Annotated in this window: 18 protein-coding genes and 2 tRNA genes; 12 read left to right on the top strand and 8 right to left on the bottom strand. The window is 55.7% G+C overall.

The window, feature by feature from the left end; all coding sequences use genetic code 11:
- Positions 1-149: 149 nt before the first annotated feature.
- The 4 genes from ABRP31_RS20155 to ABRP31_RS20140 all read right to left on the bottom strand — a co-directional run bounded on the left by ABRP31_RS20155 (position 150) and on the right by ABRP31_RS20140 (position 4,886).
- Positions 150-1,484 (bottom strand): AcvB/VirJ family lysyl-phosphatidylglycerol hydrolase, encoded by a 1,335-nt coding sequence (locus ABRP31_RS20155; RefSeq protein WP_349970256.1) that lies wholly within the window; start codon positions 1,482-1,484, stop codon positions 150-152.
- Positions 1,484-4,126: a bifunctional lysylphosphatidylglycerol flippase/synthetase MprF gene (gene mprF / locus ABRP31_RS20150; protein ID WP_087274378.1), complete on the bottom strand. Its 2,643-nt coding sequence runs from the start codon at positions 4,124-4,126 to the stop codon at positions 1,484-1,486. Before mprF ends, ABRP31_RS20155 begins: the two co-directional genes overlap by 1 nt.
- Before the next feature lie 327 nt (positions 4,127-4,453).
- Positions 4,454-4,530 (bottom strand) — tRNA-Met (locus ABRP31_RS20145).
- Between the two features lie 279 nt (positions 4,531-4,809).
- Positions 4,810-4,886 (bottom strand) — tRNA-Met (locus ABRP31_RS20140).
- 260 nt (positions 4,887-5,146) lie between these two features.
- On the opposite strand from ABRP31_RS20140, the gene dinB reads away from it, so the two are divergent.
- The gene (gene dinB, locus ABRP31_RS20135) at positions 5,147-6,208 is read left to right on the top strand and encodes a DNA polymerase IV (RefSeq protein ID WP_349970254.1); all 1,062 of its coding nucleotides are present in this window, start codon (positions 5,147-5,149) and stop codon (positions 6,206-6,208) included.
- 136 nt (positions 6,209-6,344) lie between these two features.
- Here dinB and ABRP31_RS20130 read toward each other — a convergent pair whose 3' ends face one another.
- The 3 genes from ABRP31_RS20130 to ABRP31_RS20120 all read right to left on the bottom strand — a co-directional run bounded on the left by ABRP31_RS20130 (position 6,345) and on the right by ABRP31_RS20120 (position 10,583).
- The gene (locus ABRP31_RS20130; RefSeq protein ID WP_349970252.1) at positions 6,345-7,298 is read right to left on the bottom strand and encodes a hypothetical protein; all 954 of its coding nucleotides are present in this window, start codon (positions 7,296-7,298) and stop codon (positions 6,345-6,347) included.
- 75 nt (positions 7,299-7,373) lie between these two features.
- A complete protein-coding gene (locus ABRP31_RS20125; RefSeq protein WP_349970251.1) occupies positions 7,374-9,089 on the bottom strand; it encodes a proline--tRNA ligase in 1,716 nt (571 codons plus the stop codon).
- 171 nt (positions 9,090-9,260) lie between these two features.
- Entirely contained in the window at positions 9,261-10,583 is a 1,323-nt protein-coding gene (locus ABRP31_RS20120) for an OprD family porin (protein WP_349970249.1), read from the bottom strand.
- Positions 10,584-11,583: 1,000 nt separating this feature from the next.
- On the opposite strand from ABRP31_RS20120, the gene ABRP31_RS20115 reads away from it, so the two are divergent.
- Positions 11,584-12,015, top strand: coding sequence for an HIT domain-containing protein (locus tag ABRP31_RS20115; RefSeq protein WP_087274368.1), 432 nt, complete (start codon positions 11,584-11,586; stop codon positions 12,013-12,015).
- Positions 12,012-12,218, top strand: coding sequence for a SlyX family protein (locus tag ABRP31_RS20110; RefSeq protein ID WP_349970248.1), 207 nt, complete (start codon positions 12,012-12,014; stop codon positions 12,216-12,218). Before ABRP31_RS20115 ends, ABRP31_RS20110 begins: the two co-directional genes overlap by 4 nt.
- A 61-nt stretch (positions 12,219-12,279) precedes the next feature.
- On the opposite strand, the gene ABRP31_RS20105 is transcribed toward ABRP31_RS20110, so the two are convergent.
- Positions 12,280-12,882 carry a cold-shock protein gene (locus ABRP31_RS20105; protein WP_158099161.1) on the bottom strand — a complete coding sequence of 201 codons (603 nt, stop codon included), beginning with the start codon at positions 12,880-12,882 and terminating at the stop codon, positions 12,280-12,282.
- A gap of 376 nt (positions 12,883-13,258) precedes the next feature.
- Here ABRP31_RS20105 and ABRP31_RS20100 point away from each other — a divergent pair, with 376 nt between their 5' ends.
- The 9 genes from ABRP31_RS20100 (at position 13,259) to tolQ (ending at position 21,136) form a co-directional block, all read left to right on the top strand.
- On the top strand, positions 13,259-13,732 hold the full coding sequence (locus tag ABRP31_RS20100; RefSeq protein WP_087274364.1) for a Dps family protein: 474 nt from the start codon (positions 13,259-13,261) through the stop codon (positions 13,730-13,732).
- A 342-nt stretch (positions 13,733-14,074) separates the two neighbouring features.
- Positions 14,075-14,416, top strand: a complete 342-nt coding sequence (locus ABRP31_RS20095; RefSeq protein ID WP_167384403.1) for a ribbon-helix-helix domain-containing protein — start codon at positions 14,075-14,077, stop codon at positions 14,414-14,416.
- A 307-nt stretch (positions 14,417-14,723) separates the two neighbouring features.
- Complete coding sequence (gene aspS / locus ABRP31_RS20090; protein ID WP_349970247.1) at positions 14,724-16,499, top strand: aspartate--tRNA ligase; 1,776 nt, start codon at positions 14,724-14,726, stop codon at positions 16,497-16,499.
- A gap of 134 nt (positions 16,500-16,633) precedes the next feature.
- A complete protein-coding gene (locus ABRP31_RS20085; RefSeq protein ID WP_349970245.1) occupies positions 16,634-17,380 on the top strand; it encodes a YebC/PmpR family DNA-binding transcriptional regulator in 747 nt (248 codons plus the stop codon).
- 129 nt (positions 17,381-17,509) lie between these two features.
- Positions 17,510-18,034 carry a crossover junction endodeoxyribonuclease RuvC gene (ruvC, locus tag ABRP31_RS20080; RefSeq protein WP_349970243.1) on the top strand — a complete coding sequence of 175 codons (525 nt, stop codon included), beginning with the start codon at positions 17,510-17,512 and terminating at the stop codon, positions 18,032-18,034.
- A 143-nt stretch (positions 18,035-18,177) separates the two neighbouring features.
- A complete protein-coding gene (gene ruvA, locus ABRP31_RS20075; protein WP_087274359.1) occupies positions 18,178-18,786 on the top strand; it encodes a Holliday junction branch migration protein RuvA in 609 nt (202 codons plus the stop codon).
- A complete protein-coding gene (gene ruvB / locus ABRP31_RS20070; RefSeq protein ID WP_087274357.1) occupies positions 18,787-19,845 on the top strand; it encodes a Holliday junction branch migration DNA helicase RuvB in 1,059 nt (352 codons plus the stop codon). It begins immediately after the preceding gene.
- A 138-nt stretch (positions 19,846-19,983) separates the two neighbouring features.
- A complete protein-coding gene (ybgC, locus tag ABRP31_RS20065; RefSeq protein ID WP_349970241.1) occupies positions 19,984-20,451 on the top strand; it encodes a tol-pal system-associated acyl-CoA thioesterase in 468 nt (155 codons plus the stop codon).
- Positions 20,441-21,136 (top strand): protein TolQ, encoded by a 696-nt coding sequence (gene tolQ, locus ABRP31_RS20060; RefSeq protein WP_087274354.1) that lies wholly within the window; start codon positions 20,441-20,443, stop codon positions 21,134-21,136. The genes ybgC and tolQ overlap by 11 nt, the downstream gene beginning before the upstream one ends.
- Positions 21,137-21,143 lie beyond the last annotated feature (7 nt).

The following is a 21,143-nucleotide window of genomic DNA, read 5'->3' as shown; positions in this document are numbered from 1 at the left end:
TAAAGCGGTGGGTCTGATCCACCGAGTCCACGGGGTCGCAAGCAACCCTCGCTTCAACAGGGAACCGGATTTCCCCGGCCAAACTCCACAACAAAAAATCCCCGTAGCCTAAAAGCTGACGGGGATTTTTTTGGGCTGCCAAAAGCGTTTTACTGCGCTTGAGTCTTGCCCTGACGCTTATTGATGAAAGCAATCAAGCGCTTGGCAAGCGCCGGGTAGTTTTCGTCGAAGTGGTGACCGCCAGGCAGTTGCAGCTTCTCGCCGACAGCCGTGGTGTCCGTACAGCCACTTTCTTTTGTCTCTTCCACGCCATAGACGCAGAGCACTTTGTCGCCCGGCAATTTTGCCATTTCCGGACCTGTCTGCAGATCCTTGCCCGCTGCACCCAGCCAGCCGTCGACGCGAATCTCGAAACTGCCGGTGCGTGCAAAGGCCAGCAGGATCATGCCGTCGACGCGGTCTTGATCCTCTTGCGCCAAGCGGTTGTAAACGGCGGGCAGGACATCTGCACCAAATGAGTAACCCGCCAGAATGAAGCGCTTGGCGCCCCATTTTTGCCGGTAGTGTTGCATCAGTTCAGTCAGGTCAGTGGCGGTCTGCTCAGGGGATTTGTGTTCCCAGTAGTAGCGCAGCACGTCGATGCCAACGACTGGATAGCCCATCCCGGCCATATCCCCGGCAACAACTTTGTCCAGATCACGCCAGCCACCGTCACCGGACAGGAACAGCGTCACGGTGTCCGATGGTTGTGCGGCAGGCACTTCTACGACAGGAATACCCAGGCCGCCGCCTTTGTCGTCTTCGCCGACCAGCTTGCGACGCAGTTCGCTGTTGAGGACTTGCGGCAGCTTGATGTCGTAATCGCTGATGCTGGTATCGGCGTTAGCCTGATCGCGCACGAACGCGGCGGGTTCATCGTCCGGTGCATCGTTCCACGCCACCATCCAGTGACCGTGTGGAGCAGATTTGGGCAATGGCACGTCACAGATCACGGGGGGCGTTTCGTCTGGCTCGAGCGGCTTGACCGGTTGAGAAGGTTGTTCCAGATAAAAGCCTACCGAAATGGCTTCAGCCTTGTCGTTGTCCTGTCCCGCGAGCCAGCGCCACGCCAAAGTCGCGCCTGGACCAATGCCGGCAACAACCGTTGGCGCTTCATCGAGTTTGCCAAGGGCTTCATTGAAGGTCTTCTGCTGCAGGGTGCAGTCGTCCTTGGGCAGTACAACCTGAATGATCCGGGCAGAAGCGTCCTGGCTCAGGGCCTGCAATTGTTTGTCTGACAGTAGGTTGTCTGCGGTGACTGCCAATGCGACACGAACCTTGGTTCGGCTGCCGGGCGTGACATCAGTCAGCGCTGAGCCGTCGGTCAGTGCCGAGCGGTCCAGTGTTGCAGGTGGGGCAGGGCGGCTCCACAGCCAGACCCCAAGAACCAGAACCAAAACAATCAGCAGTGCTGCGAGCAAAATGCGCCGGTAGCGTTGAATCATCAGCGTTTCACCAATCCAGTCAGGCCGCCCGCAATCAGGGCGGCGGTGTCAGCCAGTGCCACCAGCGGATCGAGTCCGGCGGGCACGGCCATATAACGTGGTTCCCAGTCAGGCTGGAATTTGTCCTTGAAGCGACGCAAGCCCTGGAAGTTGTAGAGCTGTTCGCCACGACGGAACACCATGGACCCGAGACGCTGAGTCAGGGGCGCGCCACGGCGTGGTTGCAGACCCGACAGCGGCACCATGCCCAGGCTGAAACGTTCGTAGCCATGTTCTTTGTAATACAGAATCAGCCCGACCATCATGAACTCCATGGTCAGCTTCGGTGCGTCCGGGTGGGCGCGCATCAGGTCCAGACTGGCCAGGTCATGGCGCGAGGTCTCCAGCAGGTTGGCGAACGCTACCGGCTTGCCTTCGAAGTGGATGATCGCGATGCGGAAATGCTTGAGGTACTCAGGGCTGAAACGTCCTAGCGAGAAACCTTTTTCACGGACGTTCTTGCCGGTCAGCCAGGCATCGGAGATGACCTTCAGCTCATCCAGTGGCGCCTGGCCGGCTTCATAGATCTCCAACGACAAGCCATCACGCCCGCCACGATTCCAGGTATAGCGCAGGTCTTTCATCTCCTTGCCCTTGGCTTCGATGTCGAAGCTACGCAAGTTGACCCGCGCTTCTTCACCAAGCTTGATCGCGGTCAGACCGATGTCCATGTAGAACGGCAAGTTTTCCGCGCGGACCTGATAGAACACTGGTCGTGCGTGGTGAACGTCACACAGGTCACGGAATTGCCAGATCAGTTCGGCGCGTTGCTGTGTCGGACCAATCGGATCATATAGCGCAACCAGGCTGCGACCACGATGGGCATACATCAGAAATGCTTTGCCCTCCGGGTGCAGCAGCACGGCTTTATCGCCCGTCAGCACCAGCCCGCCATCGGGCTGTGAGGAGGCATTGACGATTTCGGCGGCCTTGGCGAGTTCGGAAGCGTCTGGCAGCTTGATAACCGGTCGTGCGGTGCGCAGCAGCCAGGTGAGCGAGACAATGATCAACAGCACCGCGCTGCCTAAGGCTGAGCGTAGGCCGCGAGGCGCGTCCGCATCCAGAGTGAACTGCCACCACAGTTGGTGGCTATACGGCACGTCCTGATATGCAAACAGCAGTAGCCAGAACGATGCGCCCAGTACGCAAAGGGTCGCTACCAGATACAGCGGGGAGAAGGGCAGTTCCAGCAGACGACTGGGTCGGTAGAACGAGCGGCGGAAAATTGCCAATAGCCCTGCGGTCAGAATCAGCAGCGTGGCTTCTTCATAGTCGAAACCTTTGAGCATCGACAGGGCCGCGCCTGCCAGTAGCAAAATGACAGTCAACATCCACGCAGCAGACAAGCGCCGGCGCAGTCCTTGAGCCAGGAGCAGGCACAGGACGCCAATCAGGCTGGCGCCAAAGTGCGAAAGGTTGATCAGGCGATGGGGGATGAGAAATCCCAGGTCTTCAAGGCGGGTATCGATTTCAGGAGTAGCGCCAGAAAAAAGCAGCACGACGCCAGAAAGGAACACCAGCAGCGCCAGAATTGGCGCTGCCAGACCCGAGGCGACGCGCATCGCCTGTTTGGTCGGCAGCAGGCGCTGACCTTCGGTGAACAACAGCACCAGGCAAGCCAGTAACAATGGCAGGACGACGTAAATCATCCGATACAGCAGCAACGCTGCAGCCAACGGCGCGGCACCCAGTTCATTGGCGAATGCCGCGAGCAGGATGGCTTCGAAAACCCCGACGCCACCCGGTACATGACTAAGTACGCCAGCGGCCAATGCCAGCAGGTAAACCAGCAGGAACGCGCCGAAGGGGGGCGATTGCGGCAATAGCAGATACAGGACCGTGGCAGCTGCAGCGACGTCCAGAGCGGTGATCACCAGTTGCATCAGCGTCAGGTTCACGCCAGGGAGTCGCAGTGTCCGGCGTCCGGCATGCACTAGCAGGGTGTGCGGGATCGTTTGTTCGGGCAGGCGGCGGCGGTAGACCGCAACGGCCAATACGCCTGTCAGTACCAGCACACCAATGGCGATGGCTGCCAGCAAGTCCACGGGGGTGTGCAGTGCCAGCGATGCACCGGACAGATTGCTCAGGGTTGCGATGGCTGCCAGTGGCGGCAGGGCGCAGCCCAAAGACAGGCTGGCGAACAGCGTCATGCGCGCTACTTCGACCGCGCCGATGCCTTTGCGCGAATACAGACGATAGCGTACCGAGCCGCCGGAAAGCATCGACAGGCCGACAGCATTGCCAATGGCGAACGCAGTAAAACCGCCCATGGCCAGTGTTTTGTTTGGCAGGTTAACGCCCGCGTAACGACTGGCGGACCATTCATAGCCCAAAAGAATGACGAAACCGGCGACTGTTGCTAACACCGCTCCCGCCAACGATGGAGCAGGCACGCTCAATAATGAGTCTTGCAGTGCATAGAGGTCGAGCTCGCTCAACATGTGTCGGCAAGCAATCAAGGCCACGGCGAATAGTAGAAGCGTAACGCCCAGCCCAATTGGCTGGCGATATTTACTCAGCAACTCGAGCCACTTGAGCCGGGCAGGCTGGATGGGTTGATTCGCCGTAACTGCTTCGTTCGGTTCTGACGGGTTGGCGCGCATCAATCACTCCTTGGATCGTGCGCGACAGAATGGAGGTATACAGCCAAGTTACCAATCCCTACGCAAAAAATATTTCGAGATGTTAGCGCGTCATCGTCTAACGAGCGAATGGAGCCTGTTCGTTCATGTAGCTGTTCAGCAACAGTTCAGCTATTAAACAGCTATCGGCAGAACGGTGTAAAACTGTCGCGTTTTGTAATATTACGTTACAAGGAGGGCGTGCGGGGGGGCGAGGGAGAGGGGGAATTTCGATCTATGCCAAAGACTTGCGCTATTTTGTGTCGCGCACAAAAAAGGCCACTCTTTCGAGTAGCCTTTTTTGATGTTTGGTTGCGGGAGCCGGATTTGAACCGACGACCTTCGGGTTATGAGCCCGACGAGCTACCAGACTGCTCCATCCCGCGTCTGTGTGGCGGCATTCTACAGCCGAACGACGAGGTGTCAACCTTTAATGAGAAAAGTCGGCGAATTAGTTTGGTTCGGAGGGTTGGAGATTTAAGTGCCGGACTCGTAAAGATTTTTGCTCGTCGCATTGCGGCGGGTTGGCAAGATCGAGAGGGCAGGTTAGGAGTTCGAGTGGCGATTACATCAACCCAAATGCTTGATCCAGTTTCTGGTCGCGTACCACTCTCAAATGACAGGCACAAAAAAGGCCACTCTTTCGAGTAGCCTTTTTTGATGTTTGGTTGCGGGAGCCGGATTTGAACCGACGACCTTCGGGTTATGAGCCCGACGAGCTACCAGACTGCTCCATCCCGCGTCTGTGTGGCGGCATTCTACAGAGGATCGCTAAGCTGTCAATTGTTAATTTTCTAAAATTGCTTTTCCTTCAATCGCTTAGCGCCGGTTTTTGACCGCTTGGACAGGCTGCAGGCCATGCTGAGTGGGCCTGTCAGGCAATATGTCTGGTACCGGTAGCGACGTGATCGCATCAATTTCTTTTAAGCGTGCACATCATGAGATGTCACATATCGACACGAGTGAGATACTGGTCGACCACGCCTATCGCAAAACGCCCACATGACGCAGCGAAAAATCATCCATGTCGACTGTGACTGCTTTTATGCAGCCATCGAAATGCGCGATGACCCTCGGTTGGCTAACAAACCTTTAGCCGTGGGCGGCTCTGCAGATCGGCGAGGCGTTATTGCGACCTGCAATTATGAGGCTAGGGCCTACGGCGTACGCTCGGCGATGTCTTCGCGTCACGCATTGAAGCTGTGCCCGGACCTCACCATCGTCAAGCCGAGAATGGATGCTTATAAAGAAGCGTCCAAAGAGATCCACGCCATCTTCCGTGACTACACCGACCTCATTGAACCGCTTTCGCTTGATGAGGCTTATCTCGACGTGTCCGATACCAGCCATTTTTCTGGCAGTGCGACAAGGATTGCCCAGGATATTCGGCGCAGGGTATCCAACCAATTGCACATCACTGTCTCGGCTGGCGTTGCGCCCAATAAATTTCTGGCCAAAATTGCCAGCGACTGGAAGAAGCCCAACGGGTTGTTCGTGATTACCCCCGATCAGGTCGAGGACTTCGTTGCGCAATTGCCGGTCAGCAAGCTGCACGGTGTCGGCAAAGTGACTGCTGATAAGTTGGGCAGGCTGGGGATTGTCAGTTGCAGCGATTTACGCGACTGGAAAAAGCTGGCACTGGTGCGAGAGTTTGGTTCGTTCGGCGAGCGTCTGTGGGGACTGGCGCGTGGCATTGATGAGCGGCCGGTTCAAAATGACAGCAGGCGGCAGTCTGTAAGCGTGGAAAATACCTACGACACCGATCTTCCTGATCTGGCCAGTTGCCTGAGAAAGCTTCCAGAGCTGCTGGAAACCTTAAACGGACGGGTAGAGCGGATGGAGGGGCAGTACCGGCCTGGCAAACCGTTCGTGAAAGTAAAGTTTCACGATTTCACCCAGACGACACTTGAGCAATCAGGGATAGGTCGGGATCTGGACAGCTTCGAGCATCTGCTCACTCAGGCATTTGCCCGGGGCGGCAAGCCAGTCCGTTTGCTGGGGATCGGTGTACGTTTGCATGATTTGCGAAAAGCGCACGAGCAGTTGGAGCTGTTTTCGCGCTGAGCGTTTTTGTCCGGTTGCCGCGCGATCGCGAAGCGAACTGGTGACTCGTAGGAACTGCCGAAGGCTGCGATGGCGGTGTCAGGATAAATGCCTCGCAGCCTTCGGTAACGCCTACAGAAAAGCAGAGCGCTTCAGGTTATTTTTCCGCGCCGGGATCCGCTACCAGTCGACCCGCATCCTTGGCCAGAGATTTCAAAAACTCCTGCTGCAATTGCGGATCGTCTCGCGTCATTTCTATCAGGCTCTGCTCGAGATCGCTGGCCTCTTCTTCCAGGCCCAGATCAGAAAGGCGCTTGACTCGGTAAACCCACTGACTGACCTCATCATCCTCCAGGTCGTCATAAATCAGTCCATGAGCCTCAATCAGTTTGCCACGCAGCGTGCGACTGACCACCAGGTCTGCATTGGAGTGGGTATTGTCCTGATCATCTTCGACACTTAGATACAGACGTGTGACATGACTCAGATCCTGCTCCGCAAACGGACTGTCCAGCAGGCTCAGGCGTAAAATGCCATTACGGTCTGTGGTCAGCTCGTGAGTCTGAGAGCCGGCCTTGACCGTCACAGGGCGTTCGCTCCACGGCAGCGTCGAGTTTTCGATTCTTTTGTCGCGCTGAACTTCGTTAATGCCGGCCAGGTTCTGTTGAGCACGGCCGTGGGAGGGCGCGTTCATGAATGGGTTGAGTCCGGCAACGCCGTAATTGATCCAGTCTTTGGTCACGCTGTCCGGCAGGCGGCCCAGCGCAAATACGTTAACCACGTTGGCGCCAACGCCGGCCACGACCGCCACCGCACCGAGCGGGATCTCGTAGATTTCCCGCCATGGCTGATACGGGGTGTATCGATCGTAAAGACGGGTTACTTCAAATTCGGTGACCTCAAAGGTCCTTTTTTCGTTAATGCGCACACGACGCTGCGGAAGCTCAAGGGTTTTGGGCTCGCCGAGGTCGATTTGTACACTGTGCGAGAGCAGTTTGCGCTCGATGCGTTCTTCGTGCTCGCTACGTTGCGACAGTTGGTTGGCGCAGCCGCTGACCAGGGTGGCGCAGACAATCACGCAGCCTAGGTTGAAGGGGGATCGCTTGAACATGAGATCTCTTGCGGATTAAGGCGCGTCATTACTGGAACAGGTAGCGCCCACCGAGCGATGGGCGCTAATCAGTTCTCAGCGGCGAACGCGACCCTGAATGAAGGACAGCACCTCGGCAACCGGCAGGGCCTGGGCCTCGGATTCGGTCCGGCTCTTGTATTCCAGATTACCTTCGGCCAGGCCACGATCACTGACTACGATGCGATGTGGAATGCCAATGAGCTCCATGTCGGCAAACTTGTTGCCCGGGCTGGTTTTCTTGTCGCGGTCATCGAGCAGCACTTCGAAGCCTGCGGCGGTCAGTTCGGCATACAACTTGTCGGTCGCCTCCCGTACTGCATCGGTTTCGTAGCGCAGCGGTACCAGCGCGATCTGGAAAGGCGCCAGTGTGTCATTCCAGATAATGCCGTTGTCATCGCTGTTCTGCTCGATGGCGGCAGCCACTACGCGGGACACGCCGATGCCGTAGCAACCCATGGACAGGTTGACCGGCTTGCCGTTCTCGCCCAGGACCTGGCACTTCATCGCTTCGCTGTACTTGGTGCCCAACTGGAAGATATGGCCGACCTCGATGCCGCGTTTGATTTCGAGTGTGCCTTTGCCATCCGGACTAGGATCGCCCGCCACTACGTTGCGCAGATCGGCAACGGTCGGCACAGGCAGATCGCGCTCCCAGTTCACGCCGAAGTAGTGCTTGTCATCAATGTTCGCACCAATGGCGAAGTCGCTCATCAGCTCAACCGAACGGTCAATGATGCAAGGCAGTGGCAGATTGAGTGGGCCCAGCGAGCCTGCACCGGCACCGATGGCAGCACGCAGTTCGGCTTCGGAAGCCATGACCAGCGGGCTGGCAACCTGCTCCAGTTTGGCAGCCTTGATTTCATTGAGCTCGTGGTCGCCACGAATGATCAGGGCGATCAGCTTGCCTTCTTCGGCTGCGTGAACCACCAAGGTCTTGATGGTCTTCTCGATCGGCAGATTGAAGCCTTCTACCACTTGCGCAATGGTCTTGGCGTCTGGAGTGTCGATCAGGCGCAACTCTTCAGTTGGCGCGCCGCGGCTGGTTTCGCGTGGAACGGCTTCGGCTTTTTCGATGTTGGCAGCGTAGTCGGAGCCATCGCTGAATACGATATCGTCTTCGCCTGATTCGGCCAGCACGTGAAACTCGTGTGAGCCTGCGCCACCGATCGAGCCGTTATCGGCTTCAACCGGGCGAAATTTCAGACCCAGGCGGGAAAACACATTGCAGTACGCCAGGTGCATGCGATCGTAGGTGACCTGCAGCGAAGCGTGATCAGCGTGGAACGAGTACGCGTCTTTCATGACGAACTCGCGGCCACGCATCAAGCCAAAGCGCGGGCGAATCTCGTCGCGGAATTTAGTCTGGATCTGGTACAGATTGATCGGCAGCTGTTTATAGCTATTAAGCTCATTGCGGGCCAGATCGGTGATGACTTCTTCGTGAGTCGGGCCCAGGCAGAAATCACGGTTGTGCCGATCGGTCAGGCGCATGAGCTCAGGGCCGTACTGTTCCCAGCGGCCGGATTCTTGCCACAACTCTGCGGGCTGGATACCCGGCATCAGTACTTCCAGCGCGCCCGCAGCGTCCATTTCTTCACGAACGATGGCTTCGACTTTGCGTAATACGCGCAAGCCCATGGGCAGCCAGGTGTACAGGCCGGAAGCAAGTTTGCGAATCATGCCTGCACGCAGCATTAGCTGGTGGCTGATCACGACCGCATCGGAAGGGGTTTCTTTCTGTGTGGCGAGCAAAAATTGACTGGTGCGCATGGTTGGCCGTTGTCGGTTGCTGTGACTGGAAATGACTGGGCATTGTACGGGCAGTGTCTAGTCCCGTACAGGCCGCAAGGCTCTCAGGATTGCAGCGAAATCTGTTTAACCCATGTATGAAAAAGCCCGGCCTAAGCCGGGCTTTTTCTTGAGCGACAGACTGAGTTGCGATTACAGGACCGAGATCGGGTAGTCGACAATCAGACGGAACTCGTTAACGTCGCCTTCACCCTGGTCATCATTAGCGCGGTGCCATGCTTGACGGATACGGAACGACAGGTCTTTGGCTGGACCAGCTTGAACCACGTATTTGGCTTCAAAGTTGGTTTCGTGGTGCTTACCGTCTGCGCCGTACAAGTTCGCATAGGCGCTGCCAGTCGGGGTGTTGGTGCCGTCAATGTCATAACCCTTGATGTAACGGGTCATGAAGCTCAGGCCCGGAACGCCGTATGGGGCCATGTTCAGATCGTAGCGTGCCTGCCAGGATTTCTCGCCAGGACCGTTAAAGTCAGAGTACTGGATCGAGTTGTTCAGGAAGATCGAGTCGCCACCGCGGTTATTGTCACCAATACCGATGTAGTCGAACGGGGTATCGCCGTTGATCTTCTGGAATGCAACAGTCACGGTATGAGCGGCTGCGAACGAGTAAGCAACCGAGCCAGAGAACGCGGTATTGCTGATATCGCCAGCTTTGGCGCTACCTTCGTCCTCGGTGCGATACAGGTTTGCATCAAATGCCAGAGACTGAGAATCAGTCAGCGGCAATGCATAGTTCACGTTGGCGTAGTACTGATCCCAGATGTCTTCCAGCTTGGCCGCGTAGAGTGCTACACCAAGGCTGTCGGTAATCGAGTACTTACCACCTACGAAGTCAGCCGACTTGGCCGACTGGCCTGCATAGGTTGCCCAAATGTTGCCGCTGTGGCTGGTGTCATCCTGACTGGTGCCGGAGTAGAAGTGACCACCTTCCAGATCCAGGCCAGCGATTTCACTGCTTTGCAAGCTGATACCGCTAGCGGTTTGTGGCAACAGGCGAGAACCGCCCACGGCGAATACAGGGCTGGTTGGCTGCATGTCGCCAATTTTCAGCTCGGTTTTCGAAACGCGGAATTTAACAGCGCCACCGGCTTTGCCGAAGCTGTCTTCGTTCTCGCCCTGGCTGTTTGTCACCAGGTTGCCCGAACCTGAATATTTGTCCTGACCGTCAAGTTTCAGACCGAAGTAACCGAAAGCCTCAACGCCAACACCGATGGTACCTTGGGTGTAGCCGGTGCTGAAGTTGCCCCAGAAGCCTTGGGTCCAGTCTTTGTCGTCGACGTTGGTGTCTTTCTTGTCACGATTGTAATAGTAGTTGCGAGCCTTCAGGTCCAGCGTGCTGCCTTCAATGAAACCCTTGGCATCAGCCTGATCGCTGACGAACGGTGCAGCCGTTGCCAATTGGGTGCTGGCAGCCGTAACGGCCAGTGCGATTGCGCTCCACTTCATCACTCTCATTGTGACTTGCTCCTTTGGTTTTTAAGAGAAGAGTACTGCCGTCCACCTGTTTTTTTATCTGGGCGGCTCTTTCTTTTTTGTGTCGGCGAAAGTTATATCGCGCTGACAATGGTGGCTATAGTTACAGACCTAACCTTGCAAAATCTTTACAGCCCTGTCGCAAATACTCACGATCCATGTCGCAAATACACAGCCTTCCAAGAATGCCGCATCTCGACCGATGGGATCATCGAGATACAAGGCCTGTGCACTGCTTCGCCTTCCTTCCGTGGATTATTTCTTCCACCTTTCGTGATTGCCCTTCTTCTGTTTTCCGCCAGAAGACTGATCAACCTTGTTCAGTAACTTAGCAACAACCGTGCACAAAGCTTAGCGGAATGAGAAAAAAATGTGAAAAAACTAGGAATTACCTTCGAATATTTTTATAAGTGATTGAAATTAAATGTAAAAAATCTAAAAAAATTTTCGAGTTTTGCTAGCTTTTCTTACAGAGATCCCGGATGTGGCGTTCTTTAGCGTTACCTCTGCACGCTTCCAGTGGGTAGAGCGTCAGTGAGTCATCCGACGGGGGAAGAAGGGTGGGTCGTTTTGGTGCGGGTGCTGTCTTCAATGCCTCAAAGTGGATCTCAGCTCTTGCCTCTGGATTGTGTTCCGCGCTGCATCGTCTCATTTACGTGACGTAAGACCTTTTTCTTGATTCGGGGTCGCTAGTTCGGGGCGCTTCATCTGTAGCGATATGTAACAGATGTCACAGTGATGGCTTGGGACGTTGTGTGCAGAAAAAGGGCGTTTGGCGAGCGTGGTGGCATTTGCTGGTGCGTGCTGTGCTGTGGTCTGCCAGGGGCCCGCGTTGCGCAGAGTGAGGCCACTGAAGGCTACCCGCTGATGGGGTAGGCGGTGAAGTTGCGGATTTTCCCGCGTATCCTGCCGGTACTGTGCGCTGGCATCTGAAATAAAGTCGGCGCACATCAACTCTAACCTGTAGATCAGGAGTTACATCGTGTTCGCTCTGGATTCACGCTTGCAAGAAGATACATTGCTGATCGGGGATTTCCCGTTATGCCGGCTGTTGCTGTCCAACGACTCGAATTACCCTTGGTTCATTCTAGTGCCTCGGCGTGCGGACATTACTGAGGTGTTCGAGCTTGATCCCAAGGATCAGCTGCAGTTGTGGCAGGAAACTACCGGTCTGTCGGAACAGTTGAAGGGAGTGTTCAATGCCGACAAACTCAATGTGGCAGCATTGGGTAACGTCGTCAGTCAATTGCATATGCATGTCATCGTGCGGCGTCGTAGCGATATCGCCTGGCCTGCACCTGTCTGGGGTAAGCATCCGGCCAAGCCTTATACGGAGCAGGAGTTTTCACAGATCAAGGATCAACTGCGAGCGGCCCTGCTCAAAGACTTTACGTTTGCGGAGCATTCAGTATGAGCCTTGAAGCGCGAGTGACAGAACTGGAGAGCCGACTGGCTTTTCAGGATGACACGATTCAGGCGTTGAACGACGTGCTGGTTGCTCAACAGCGATCTCTTGATCGTCTGCAGCAGCAGTTTGCGGCCATGCTCAAGCGTCAGGAAGAAATGGGCAGTCAATTCGAGGTTTTCGGTGAGGATACGCCCCCACCGCATTATTGAGTTTTCGTCGGTACAAAAAAAGGCCTTCTATATAGAAGGCCTTTTTTGTCTGGCAGCAGAATCAGCGGCGCGGCAATGCGGCAATCACATCCTCTGCCTGTAAGCCCTTGTCGCGATTCATGACGGAGAACTCAACACGCTGGCCTTCGACCAATACCCGGTGACCTTCGCCACGGATGGCCCGGAAATGCACGAAGATGTCGTCGCCGGAGTCACGGGAAATGAAGCCGAAACCCTTGGACGTGTTAAACCACTTCACGGTCCCGGTATCGCGGTTGGTCATGTCATGGCTTTGTGCAACAGGTGAAGGTGACGACCTGTAGAAACTAACGGCCAGATGCAGGGCTACTGCAATCAGGGCAGCAGTCAGTGCTGCGATGATAGCTGGCTGGCCTGCGATGGTTTCGAGGGGGACAAGCAGGGTCAGGATTTGAATCGCGACAGCAATAACGAGTAATGCGCTGACCAGGTTTTGCAGGTGATGACGTGGGCCTCTGTTCCAGTAGGGGATCACGGGTGCAAGTACAAGATTGAGCAGGCCGAAGAATGCCAGATAAAGCGCATCGGGTTGCAGTAGGGAAGACAATGCTTCACTACGCAGGCTGGGGATAAAGGAAAGCAGCAGGGCTGCGGCTCCCGTTAGCAGGTGGACTATTTTCAACATGTCGATGACTCACATTAAGATGGATCGCAAGGAAATAGCTGAAGGCACCCGGTACGCTTCTTGAAAAATGGAGGCGTGAGGCACAAGTGATCTTTCAGCCTATGCACGACGGCCTGATCAATCAGCCGCCGCGACACGCGGTGTATTTAACAGCAAAGCTCAGAGCTACTCAAATCAAGAGCTTGCGTTACATCGCAGAGTGACAGGCCGGAGTGGGACAAAGCGACGGGCGGTGTCGGATGAGCGCATTTCAATGCGTCAGTTTTTTCGGCGGGAGGGGGCAGCTATTTTTAAGGCAGGGCTGCGTCCCGGTCTGTGTCTTGGTACAGTATCCGCGTACCTGCTGGATTAAATCATCAATTGAAAGGGGAAATACATGGCAATCGATATCGGTATCAGCGAAGAGAATCGCAAGTCAATCGTCGATGGTCTTTCTCATTTGCTCGCAGATACTTACGTGCTCTATCTAAAAACGCATAACTTTCACTGGAACGTTAGCGGCCCGATGTTTCGTACACTGCATCTGATGTTCGAAGAGCAGTACAACGAACTGGCCCTGGCCGTTGATTCCATTGCCGAGCGTATTCGTGCATTGGGCTTCCCGGCTCCGGGCACCTACACAACGTATGCTCGTCTTTCTTCAATCAAGGAGGAGGAGGGTGTTCCGGCTGCTGAGGATATGATTAGAAGTCTGGTTCAGGGGCAAGAGGCTGTAGTGCGTACAGCGCGTAGTCTTTTTCCTCTTCTGGATAAAGTCAGTGACGAACCGACTGCTGATTTGCTGACACAAAGAATGCAGGTCCACGAAAAAACCGCGTGGATGCTTCGTTCGATGCTTGAGACCCAGTAATAAAACAGGCGGGTGGCGCATGGCGCTGCTCGCCTGTCTTTTTTTGCAGGCAGGCTCCCGGTCTGGCTGATCTTTGCCTGAGGTAAGGCGCTCGTTAAATTTTTCTGCTGCAAAAATCTATTTTCTTTAATTTGATATAACTATTCATTACCTGTTCTTGTGTCTAGTAATTGTACGCAAGTAACTGATCACTATTCCTTAGTGCTTTGTAGTGATGTCCTACACGCTTTGAGTCTCAATGCGGCTGGTTATCAAAACGTAATTCGGGCCTGATAGATGGGCATTTATTTATATTTAAATGTTTCTCATGGGACCCGAATTTATTGTTTAGAGGAAGCCGTTATGGTTCGAGAGGTCGAATGCGACATAAGAGATTCAAAGCGTCACGCGAAAATTTGCAATGATCCCTTTGTTGAAGATTTCAATATGGCGCTGGCTCAGCCCCACTCCAAATCCGTCCGCCTTAATGGGCTGGCAACCTGTTTGCGCCTGGAAAATGTGTACTGGAATATCCTTTCGATGATAGCCAGATCAAACGATTGTTCAGTGAACGCGGTGCTTTCCTATATAGACAGGGAAGTACACCTGCGCTACGGCGGCGTGAAGAACTTCAGCGGCCTTATCCGGGTCGTCTGTGTTACTCATCTGCTGAAAGGTGACAGCCCTGATATGACACAGGCCTGATATTGCTGCGTAACCTCCAGTTTCCGCGGGCTCGCTTTCTGGCGGGCCTGCTCTCGCTCCGGCCGCTGCGGTGGTCTGAGTAGCCGAAAGAGGCAAAGTTATCTTGATCTGTTCGGTTTGCGCGGCTGCACGGTCGTGATTAACGCTATATAATCCCCGGCCTTGCTAAGAACGGGCACGTCTGCGCCTGCAGTGCGCAGCGACGGGCCGATGGCTTGAACGCGTGCCTGGGCTCTTGCACTATTGAGCGCAAGCCAAGAGCGAAAGCTCCACCGAATTTCGAATTACGAGAAGTGAACAGACCATCATGATGCGCAGCCATTATTGCGGCCAATTGAACGAGAGCCTGGAAGGTCAGGAAATTACCCTTTGCGGATGGGTCCACCGCCGTCGCGACCACGGGGGTGTGATTTTTCTCGACATCCGCGATCGTGAAGGTATGGCTCAGGTGGTGTTCGATCCTGATCGTGCCGATACCTTTGCTGTTGCAGACCGCGTTCGTAGCGAATATGTCGTCAAGCTCACGGGTAAGGTGCGTGCTCGTCCGGCTGGCGCGGTCAACGCGAACATGGCGTCCGGCGCCATCGAAGTGCTTGGCTACGAGCTGGAAGTATTGAACGAGTCGGAGACCCCGCCGTTTCCGCTCAACGAATATTCCGATGTCGGTGAAGAAACCCGTCTGCGCTATCGTTTCATCGACCTGCGTCGTCCGGAAATGGCCGAGAAGCTGCGTCTGCGTTCGCGCATCACTACCAGTATTCGTCGCTACCTGGATGACAACGGCTTCCTTGATGTCGAGACGCCGATCCTGACTCGCGCGACTCCGGAAGGCGCTCGCGACTATCTCGTGCCTAGCCGCACACACCCAGGCAGCTTCTTTGCCCTGCCGCAATCCCCGCAGTTGTTCAAGCAACTGTTGATGGTTGCCGGTTTTGACCGCTACTACCAGATCGCCAAATGCTTCCGTGATGAAGACCTGCGTGCCGACCGCCAGCCGGAGTTCACCCAGATCGACATCGAGACCAGCTTCCTCAATGAAGAAGACATCATCGGCTTGACCGAGAAGATGATTCGTCAGCTGTTCAAGGAAGTACTGGACCTGGAGTTCGGTGATTTCCCGCACATGACATTCGCAGAAGCCATGCGCCGTTACGGTTCCGACAAACCAGACCTGCGTAACCCGCTGGAACTGGTTGACGTTGCCGATCAGCTCAAGGACGTCGAATTCAAAGTGTTCAGCGGCCCGGCCAACGATCCGAAATGCCGTATTGCGGCTTTGCGCGTTCCGGGCGGGGCGAGCATTCCGCGTAAGCAGATCGACGACTACACCAAGTTCGTCAGCATCTACGGTGCCAAGGGCCTGGCGTACATCAAGGTCAACGAGCGCGCTGCCGGTGTTGAAGGTCTGCAGTCGCCAATCGTCAAGAACATCCCGGAAGCCAACCTCAACGTGATCCTTGATCGTGTTGGCGCGGTAGATGGCGATATCGTGTTCTTCGGCGCGGACAAAGCCAAGATTGTCAGCGAAGCCCTTGGCGCGTTGCGTATCAAGGTGGGTAACGACTTCAAACTGCACACCTGCGAGTGGGCACCTATGTGGGTCGTTGACTTCCCGATGTTCGAAGAGAACGACGACGGCAGTTTCACTGCACTGCACCACCCGTTCACTGCGCCGAAGTGCACCCCGGAAGAACTGGAAGCCAATCCGGCAACCGCTCTGTCCCGTGCCTACGACATGGTGCTCAACGGCACCGAGCTGGGTGGCGGATCGATTCGTATCCACCGCAAGGAAATGCAACAGGCGGTTTTCCGCTTGCTGGGTATCGCCGAAGACGAGCAGCAGGAGAAGTTCGGCTTCCTGCTCGACGCCCTGAAGTACGGCGCGCCGCCGCACGGTGGTCTGGCGTTCGGTCTGGATCGTCTGGTGATGCTGATGACCGGCGCGCAGTCTATCCGTGAAGTGATCGCCTTCCCGAAAACCCAGAGTGCTGCGGACGTCATGACCCAGGCTCCTGGTGTCGTGGATGCCAAGGCGCTGCGTGAACTGCACATCCGTTTGCGTGAACAGCCGAAGGCTGAGTAACGCCCGCAAAGGCGCGTTCCGTCATTCGACGTGAACGCGCCTCGCTGGTTACACCCCCGATCAAGTAAACCCTTTTGCCTGTTTATAGTTGGGCGAAAGGTGAAGGTGTTTGAAAAAAGAATCTGGAGCGAGATATGGCAGGTCATTCTAAGTGGGCGAACATCAAGCACCGCAAAGAGCGTCAGGATGCCAAGAAAGGCAAGATTTTCACCAAGTGGATCCGTGAGCTGACCGTCGCTGCCCGTCAGGGTGGTGGTGATCCCGGCTCCAATCCTCGCCTGCGCCTGGCGCTGGACAAGGCGCTTGGTGCGAACATGACCCGTGACACCATTGATCGCGCAGTGGCACGCGGTACTGGTGCGGCAGACGGTGATGATGTCGAAGAGCTGGGTTACGAAGGCTACGGCCCGGGTGGCGTGGCTATCATGGTGGAAACCATGACTGACAATCGCAATCGTACTGCAGCAGCTGTGCGCCATGCGTTCACCAAGTGCGGCGGTAACCTGGGTACCGATGGCTCTGTTGCTTACCTGTTTGATCGCAAAGGTCAGGTATCTTTTGCTGCTGGTGTTGATGAAGACTCCTTGATCGAGGCCGCGATGGAGGCGGACGCCGATGATGTCGTCACCAATGAGGACGGCAGTATTGATGTTTTTACCTCGTTCGCTGGTTTCTACGCGGTGCGTAACGCGCTCGAAGCGGCTGGTTTCACTGCGACGGATGCCGAAATCGTCATGCTGCCAACGACCAGTGCGGTCCTTGATCTGGAAACAGCAGAGAAGGTGCTCAAACTGATCGACATGCTCGAAGACCTGGATGACGTACAGAACGTCTATTCCAATGCGGAAATCCCGGACGAGGTCATGGAGCAATTGGGCTGACAGGCAGCTGTTGGTCTTGAATGCGAAGCCGGAGGCCGATAACGATGTTACCAACATCGCTATCGGCCTCCGGCTTCTGCCTTTATGCTGCGACCTTTGCTGGGCAACACTTCTCAAGCTGCAGGCGTTATGACTCTTATTCTTGGTATTGACCCCGGTTCACGAATCACCGGTTACGGCGTGGTGCGAGATACCGGGCGTGGCTGTGTTTATGTGGCGTCGGGCTGTATTCGTACGGGCAGTGGCGAGCTGCATGAACGCTTGCAGATCGTGTTTCGTGGGGTGCGGGAAGTCATTCAAACCTACGGCCCTGTGACCATGGGCATTGAAAAGGTCTTTATGGCGCGCAATGCCGACTCGGCTCTCAAGTTGGGTCAGGCACGGGGTGCCGCGATTGTTGCGGGCGCAGAGGAGGGGCTGGAGATTTCTGAGTATTCGGCGACTCAGGTCAAGCAGGCGGTCGCAGGAACCGGGGGCGCGAATAAAGAGCAAGTGATGATGATGGTCATGCATTTGCTCAAATTGACCCAAAAACCACAGATAGACGCTTCCGACGCTTTGGCGATTGCCTTGTGCCATGCGCACACGCGTTCAAGCCTGATCCCTCATGGTCTGAACACTGCCCGCAGTCGCGGTGGTCGGCTTCGCCTCTAATGCTTGCGATAGAGATGCTGCGTCTCTGGTAGCATCATCTGCTTTAACAATTCTGCTTGCAGGCTGTGTCATGCCTGCAATGATTGCGGACATTATTTCGCGCCGGTACGTGGCCTGACCGGCAATACGAAAGGATTTGATACGTGATTGGACGCTTACGCGGCTTTTTGGCTGAGAAACAGCCGCCGCATCTGGTGCTTGATGTAAATGGCGTTGGCTATGAGATCGAGGTCCCGATGACCACGCTTTACCGCTTGCCGCATGTCGGCGAGCCGGTGACGCTGCATACGCATCTGGTCGTCCGTGAGGATGCGCACCTGTTGTACGGCTTTTATGAAAAGCGTGAGCGCGAGCTGTTTCGTGAGTTGATACGCCTCAATGGGGTCGGTCCAAAGCTGGCTCTGGCTTTGATGTCGGGTCTGGAGGTTGATGAACTGGTGCGGTGCGTTCAGGCTCAGGACACTTCGGCTTTGACGCGTATTCCGGGTGTCGGTAAAAAGACTGCGGAACGCTTGCTCGTCGAACTGAAGGATCGCTTCAAGGCTTGGGAAACCCTGCCGGGGACCTTCGCTCTGGTTTCCAATGGGCCAAATGCGCCGGAACCGGTGGCAACGGCCGAAAACGATGCGGTCAGCGCCCTTATCTCTCTGGGCTATAAGCCTCAGGAAGCGAGCAAGGCGGTTTCCGCCATCAAGGAAAAAGATTTGAGCAGTGCAGATTTGATTCGACGTGCCTTGAAGGGAATGGCTTAAGTGATTGATGCTGACCGCCTGATTACCGCCACCGGCGGCCGTGATCGTGATGAACAGATTGATCGCGCCATTCGCCCTCTGAGCCTTGCTGACTATATTGGTCAGCCGACTGTGCGCGAGCAGATGGAGTTGTTTATCCAGGCGGCTCGCGGTCGTAACGAAGCACTCGACCATACGCTGATCTTCGGTCCGCCCGGTCTGGGCAAGACCACGCTGGCCAATATTATCGCCCAGGAAATGTCGGTATCGATCAAGAGCACCTCCGGCCCGGTGCTGGAGCGCCCGGGCGACCTTGCCGCGATTCTGACCAACCTCGAACCCAACGATGTGTTGTTCATTGATGAGATACACCGGCTTTCGCCCATCGTGGAAGAAGTCCTTTACCCGGCGATGGAAGATTTTCAGCTCGATATCATGATCGGTGAGGGGCCGGCGGCGCGCTCGATCAAGCTCGATTTGCCGCCGTTCACGTTGGTAGGTGCGACGACTCGGGCGGGCATGCTGACCAACCCGTTGCGTGATCGTTTCGGGATCGTGCAGCGTCTGGAGTTCTACAGCACTGCCGATCTGGCAACTATCGTCTCGCGCTCGGCAGGTATTCTCGGTTTGCCGATCGAGCCGGAGGGCGCTTTTGAAATCGCTCGCCGTGCCCGCGGTACACCGCGTATTGCCAATCGCCTGCTGCGCCGGGTGCGGGATTTCGCCGAAGTACGTGGCAAGGGCGAGATCACCAAGGCTATCGCCGACCTTGCCCTCAACCTGCTGGATGTCGACGAGCGCGGTTTCGATCATCAGGATCGGCGTTTGCTGCTGACCATGATCGAGAAGTTCGATGGCGGTCCGGTGGGTGTCGACAGCCTCGCGGCGGCCATCAGCGAGGAGCGTCACACCATTGAAGATGTGCTGGAACCCTATTTGATCCAGCAAGGCTATATCATGCGCACACCACGGGGCCGGGTTGTAACGCGACACGCCTACCTGCACTTCGGTCTTAACATTCCTTCGCGAATGGGCGAGATGCCGGGCACCGAACAATTTGTTGCAGATGAAGACATTTAAAAAAGCGCAAAACACTGATTTATTCAGGGTTTGCGCGGTCAGACTGGCAGCTGAGTCAGGCCGACAGGAAATAACCGGTAAAACGTTGAAAAACAGTTGCCGTGGCGGATTGGCAACCTGAGGAGTAAGCACTAGAGTATGCGCGCGCAAAACGGGGTTCAGTCGTTCGCACATCGCTGTCGCGTTTATTACGAGGACACCGATGCAGGCGGCATCGTCTACTACGTCAATTATCTGAAATTCATGGAGCGGGCTCGTACCGAGCGGCTGCGAGAGTCGGGTTTTGCCCAATCCTCGATGGCGAAGGAAGGCCTGTTGTTCGTTGTACATTCCAGCGAGGCTCGTTATCACAAGCCGGCGCGACTGGACGACGAATTGCTGGTAAGCGCTGAAGTAATCGAATTGAACCGTGTCAGTCTGCGCTTCAAACAAGAAGTCAGACGGGCTGCGGATGCAACGCTGCTCTGTGAGGGGCAGTTTTTGGTGGCGTGTGTAAACGCCGATAGTTTGAAACCCCGGGCCATTCCCGAAGCTCTGCGTGCGGCCATTGCCGCCCAGGGCGGCGCGGGCACACATACAGAGCAGGAGAGCAAGCGTGGAAGCTAACGTCGTCGACCATTCCTCCATGTGGAGTTTGGTCAGTAATGCCAGCATTGTCGTTCAGTTGGTCATGCTGATCCTGGTGGCTGCTTCAGTCACTTCATGGATCATGATTTTTCAGCGCAGCAACATGCTGCGTGCTGGGCGCCGGGCATTGGACAGCTTCGAGGAGCGTTTCTGGTCCGGTATCGATCTGTCCAAACTGTACCGTCAGGCGGGCAGCAATCCAGACCCTGATTCGGGTGTGGAGCAGATCTTCCGCGCCGGCTTCAAAGAGTTCTCGCGTCTGCGTCAGCAGGCAGGTGTCGATCCAGAGGCCGTGATGGAAGGCGTGGCTCGTGCCATGCGTGTTGCCATCTCGCGTGAGGAAGAGAAACTCGAATCGGGTCTGCCTTATCTGGCCACCGTTGGCTCCGTCAGCCCGTACATCGGCTTGTTCGGTACCGTCTGGGGGATCATGAACTCCTTCCGCGGTCTGGCCACGGCGCAACAGGCGACACTCGCCACCGTTGCACCCGGCATTGCCGAAGCACTGATCGCAACAGCCATTGGCCTGTTCGCGGCGATCCCTGCAGTAATCGCCTACAACCGTTTTGCCGCTCGCAGCGAAACCTTGATTAGTCGTTACTACACCTTCGCCGAGGAATTCCAGGCCATCCTGCACCGTAAAGTGCACACCAGCGAAGAGTGAGCAGGTA

Source organism: Pseudomonas caspiana, assembly GCF_040224095.2.
GTDB classification, from domain to species: domain Bacteria; phylum Pseudomonadota; class Gammaproteobacteria; order Pseudomonadales; family Pseudomonadaceae; genus Aquipseudomonas; species Aquipseudomonas caspiana.
The sequence above is the reverse complement of the archived record's forward strand: the minus strand, read 5'-3'. Positions and strand labels throughout refer to the sequence as shown.